The sequence below is a fragment of the Streptomyces flavofungini genome, assembly GCF_041028215.1.
In the GTDB taxonomy this organism is placed as follows: Bacteria; Actinomycetota; Actinomycetes; order Streptomycetales; family Streptomycetaceae; genus Streptomyces; species Streptomyces flavofungini_B.
This window is the reverse complement of record NZ_JASKYR010000739.1, coordinates 1-4,369: the sequence shown is the minus strand read 5'-3', so window position 1 is coordinate 4,369 and position 4,369 is coordinate 1. Positions and strand designations below refer to the sequence as shown.

Sequence of the window (4,369 nt, the reverse complement as noted above, 5' to 3'; positions counted from 1 at the left end):
GTGCAACGGTCCGCCCGCCCGCCCAGGATTCACCCGGCCCGCGTACCGGCCACGACCGTCGCGTACAGCTCCTCGTCCGCCACGACCGACGCCGTGAGCCCCGCCCGTTCGACGGCGTCCACGGSGGCGGGCACCTGACCCTCGCTGGTCTCGAACAATAGGTGGCCGCCGGGCGCCAGCCATCGCGGCGCCCGTGCCGTCACCCGGCGCAGTACGTCGAGCCCGTCACTGCCGCCGTCCAGCGCCACCCGTGCCTCGTGCTCGCGCGCCTCTGCCGGGAGCAGGCCGACCTCGTCGGTCGGGACGTAGGGGACGTTGGCGAGCAGGACGTCGACGCGGCCGCGCAGCGTGCCGGGCAGCGGTTCGTAGAGGTCCCCTTCGTAGACCCGGCCTTTCGCGGCGGCGACATTGCGGCGGGCGCAGCGGACCGCCGCCGGGTCGATGTCGGCGGCGTGCAGTTCGACCCGGCCGAGCCGGGCGGCGAGCGCGGTGCCCAGCGCACCGGACCCGCAGCACAGATCGACGACGACGGCCTCGCGCCCGGCGAGAGCGGCGGCCCGGCCGACGAGGGCCGCGGCCCGGTCGACGAGGAACTCGGTGCGGCGCCGGGGTACGAAGACCCCCGGGTCCACGGAGATCCGCAGGCCGTAAAACTCGGCCCAGCCGAGAACGTGTTCGAGGGGCAGTCCACCGGCTCTGCGCGCCACCATGGTGGAGATTTCGGCCGGGGAGCGGGCGGCGGAGAGGATCAGCTCCGCCTCGTCCTCGGCGAAGACACAGCCCGCGGCCCGCAGCGCGGTGACGACGGAGGAGCGCTGCCCGCTGGAGGAGGGCGAGGACGGGGAGGAGGAAGAGAAGGAAGAAGTGACCGACATGCGAAGAAAACCTTCCGGGAGACCGGTGGGGCTCCCTCGGGTCACCTATGCCGGGTGATCCGCGCGGTCGCGAGAGGAGAGCACCCGACCTGCTGCTGCGGTAATGGGTCTCACCTCCAGAGTTCGCCGCCTGCGTCCGTCACAGGGCACCGGAACAGTACCTCACCCTCCCGGGGACCGGACACGGTCCGGGGCGCGGCGCCCGGCCAGACGGACCTGACGCACCTGACGGGTCATCAGTATTGAATGTTACGGGCCCCGCCGCTACGTTCCGCGACACCGTAGCTGCGGCCGTCGCAGCGCCCGACGCGGAGGGGTGACCGTATGGCCGAAGTCAGCGCGGAGGCACGGATGGAGGCGCCCGCCGAGAAGGTCTGGGCCCAGCTCACCGACTTCCCCTCCTACGGCGAGTGGAACGCCACGCACACCAGCTTCCCCCAGGGCGGCCCGGCGGCACTGGAGACGGGCGCGACCTTCATGGAGAACATGAGGCTGATGGGCTTCCCCGCCGAGATCAACTGGACCATCGACGCACTGGAACCCGCCCGCACCCTGGCCATCTCGGGCAAGGGCCCGATGGGCGTCAACGTGAGCACCCGCTACACCCTCACCCCCGACGGCACCGGGACGCGCGTCCGCATCGACGGGGAGTTCACCGGCGCCGCGGTCTCCCTGATAGCGGGCAAACTGAAGGACTCGGCGACCGCCGCACTCGACGAGTCCCTGCGCAAACTGGCGGGCCTGGTCTCCTGAGGGCCCGCCTGCTGGTCGTCAGACCCGTCGCGGGCTCCTTCTGTCGATCACCCGGTCGCCTGACGGCCCGGCCGGCTGACCGCCCCGTCCTTGCGACCTGACGGCCCGGCCTCGCCCCGCACACACGACGAGGCGCCCCGCACGGCTCGTGCGGGGCGCCTCATCTGCTGCCGGGCGGGCCGAGGGCCCGCACCCGTCAGTCCTCATCGGCGAGGATCAGGTACAGCTTCTTGCGGGCGTCGTTGATGACGCCGACAGCCTTGTCGCGCTGCTCCTTGCTGCCGGTCTTCCAGACCTGGCCGAAGGCCTCCATCAGGCCCGTCCCGGCCTGGCGGATCTCGTGCAGCGTCTCCCAGTCGACACCGCGCCCGGCCTCCTCCCAGGGCGCGTCGGGCCCCTCGTCGGCCGCTTCACGGCCGGCGTCGGTGAGCGAGAAGAGCTTCTTGCCGCCCTCGCTCGCGCTGCTGATGAGCCCCTCGTCCTCCAGGAGCTGGAGGGTCGGGTAGACCGAACCGGGGCTGGGCTTCCACGCCCCGCCGCTGCGCTCGGCGATCTCCTGGATCATTTCGTAGCCGTGCATGGGCCGGTCCTTCAGCAGGGCGAGGATCGACGCGCGTACGTCGCCGCGCCGCGCCCTGCCGCGCCCGCCCCGGCCACCGGGACCGCCGCCCCAGGGGCCGCCGGGACCCCCGAAGCCGGGCCCGAAGGGGCCGAAGGCGCCGCGCCGGGACTCGAAGCCGCCGAAGCCACCGAAGCCGCCGCCTTCGCGGCCGAAGCCCTCTCGGCCCTGACGGCCGCCTCGGCGGCCGTGTCCGTGCTCGTGTTCAAAACCATGGGAACGCATGGCGATCACTCCTTGAATGTCCGCCGAGCACCCGTGGGGTGCCCGCGGTTCCTGATTCCGGTCAACGATCATTAATGGACGATCATTGATCAGTCGCGTATCTGTCGCGATGCCTCAACGATATATCGGAATAGTTCGGCGAGTAAGGCCCTGCCGTGACGCAGACGCCCCCTGCCGCGGATAAGGGTCCACCAAACGGTCCACTTATCCAGGATTGGCATTACCGGGAGCGCTTCGCCGCGCTCTACCGTCATCCGTATGCCGACTTCACCGCACCGCATCCGCGTCGTGGACGCCTTCACCGACCGCCCCTTCGCCGGCAACCCGGCCGGCGTCCTGCTGCTCGACGCCTTCCCAGACGACGCCTGGCTCCAGAGCGTGGCAACCGAGGTCAACCACGCGGAGACCGCCTTCGCCCACCCCCTCCCCGAGGGCGGCGAGGCGGACTGGGCCCTGCGCTGGTTCACCCCCGCCACGGAGGTGGACCTCTGCGGGCATGCCACTTTGGCCACGGCACATGTGCTGCACAGCACCGGCGCCGCCTCTGGACCGGTCCGCTTCGCCACCCGCAGCGGCGTCCTCACCGCAACCGCACACGCCGACGGCACCCTCACCCTCGACTTCCCGACCGCCCCGCTCACCGAGACCGGCATCCCCGACGGATTCGCCGAGGCACTGGGCACCGAGCCGCTGCGCGCGTACGACACCGGCCGCAACTGCGGCGACCTGCTGGTCGAGCTCGCCGACGAGAAGACGGTCAGGGAACTCACCCCCGACCACCGGGCCCTCGTACGGCACTCCGCGCGCGGCGTCATCGCCACGGCACTCGCCGAGGACCCCGCGCGCGGCTACGACTTCGTCTCACGGGGCTTCTTCCCGCGCGTCGGCATCGACGAGGACCCGGTGACGGGCAGCGCGCACACCGCCCTCGCCCCCTTCTGGTCGCAACGTCTCGGGCGCCGGGAGCTGACGGGCCTCCAGGCCTCGGCCCGCACCGGCCTGGTCCGCACCGAGCTGCGCGGTGACCGCACCCTCCTGACGGGCCGCGCGGTCACCGTCATCGAGGGCGACCTCCTGGCCTGACGGACGCCTAGGCGGGGGTGGGCAGCCAGTCGACCTTGCCCGCGAGCAGCGCGTAGCCCACGAACGCCCCGATGTCGAGCAGGGAGTGGGCGACGACCAGCGGCCCCACCCGGCCCCACCTGCGGTAGAGAAGGACGAAGACCACGCCCATGGCGAGGTTGCCGAGGAAGCCGCCGATGCCCTGGTACAGGTGGTAGGAGCCGCGCAGCACCGAGCTGCCCACCAGCGCGGCCATCGGCGTCCACCCCAACTGCCCCAGCCTGCGCAGCAGATAGCCGACGACGATCACTTCCTCCAGAACCGCGTTCTGGATCGCCGACAGCACGAGGACCGGATACTTCCACCACACGTCGGGCAGCGCCTCGGGCACCACGGTGAGGTTGAAGCCGAGGCCGCGGGCGGCGAGGTAGAAGGCGATGCCGGTGCTGCCGATCACCGCGGCGATCGCGGTGCCGCGCCCCAGGTCCGGCCAAGGGCGCGTCCGGTCGAAGCCGATGGTCCGCAGATCCGCCCGCTCGCGCAGGAGGAAGTGCGCGACGAGCGCGACCGGCACCAACGCGGTCGTGATCCCGAAGAGCTGCCATGCGAGATCAAGCCATGGCCGTCCCGGCGCCGCCGACGCGTTCATGGTGGCCGCCTGGTCCTTGAGACCGCCCGGCTTCGTGACCGAGCCGACAAAGCTGATCAGGGCGGATACGCCGCTCGCGCCCAGGGAGAGGGCCAGGACGAGCAGTGTCTCGTCCCGCAGGGTCCGCCGTGAGGGCTCGTCCTTCGGAAAAGAACCGGCCATCGGCCCCGGCTCCGCTTGCACTTG

General features: G+C 71.7%; 5 protein-coding genes. 2 read left to right on the top strand and 3 right to left on the bottom strand.

Translation table 11 applies throughout. The features are described from left to right. Positions 1 to 29 precede the first annotated feature (29 nt). Positions 30 to 875, bottom strand: a complete 846-nt coding sequence (locus AB8Z36_RS33535; RefSeq protein WP_369217160.1) for a putative protein N(5)-glutamine methyltransferase — start codon at positions 873 to 875, stop codon at positions 30 to 32. Between the two features lie 324 nt (positions 876 to 1,199). On the opposite strand from AB8Z36_RS33535, the gene AB8Z36_RS33530 reads away from it, so the two are divergent. Continuing rightward, the gene (locus tag AB8Z36_RS33530; protein ID WP_369217159.1) at positions 1,200 to 1,628 is read left to right on the top strand and encodes a type II toxin-antitoxin system Rv0910 family toxin; all 429 of its coding nucleotides are present in this window, start codon (positions 1,200 to 1,202) and stop codon (positions 1,626 to 1,628) included. 196 nt (positions 1,629 to 1,824) lie between these two features. On the opposite strand, the gene AB8Z36_RS33525 is transcribed toward AB8Z36_RS33530, so the two are convergent. Beyond that, positions 1,825 to 2,472, bottom strand: coding sequence for a PadR family transcriptional regulator (locus AB8Z36_RS33525; protein WP_369217158.1), 648 nt, complete (start codon positions 2,470 to 2,472; stop codon positions 1,825 to 1,827). A gap of 258 nt (positions 2,473 to 2,730) precedes the next feature. Between AB8Z36_RS33525 and AB8Z36_RS33520 the strand changes: the two genes are divergently transcribed. Then, a complete protein-coding gene (locus AB8Z36_RS33520) occupies positions 2,731 to 3,555 on the top strand; it encodes a PhzF family phenazine biosynthesis protein (protein WP_369217157.1) in 825 nt (274 codons plus the stop codon). A 7-nt stretch (positions 3,556 to 3,562) separates the two neighbouring features. Here the strand turns inward: AB8Z36_RS33520 and AB8Z36_RS33515 are convergent, their stop codons facing one another. Further along, a complete protein-coding gene (locus AB8Z36_RS33515; RefSeq protein WP_369217161.1) occupies positions 3,563 to 4,366 on the bottom strand; it encodes a CPBP family intramembrane glutamic endopeptidase in 804 nt (267 codons plus the stop codon). Between the last annotated feature and the right edge of the window lie 3 nt (positions 4,367 to 4,369).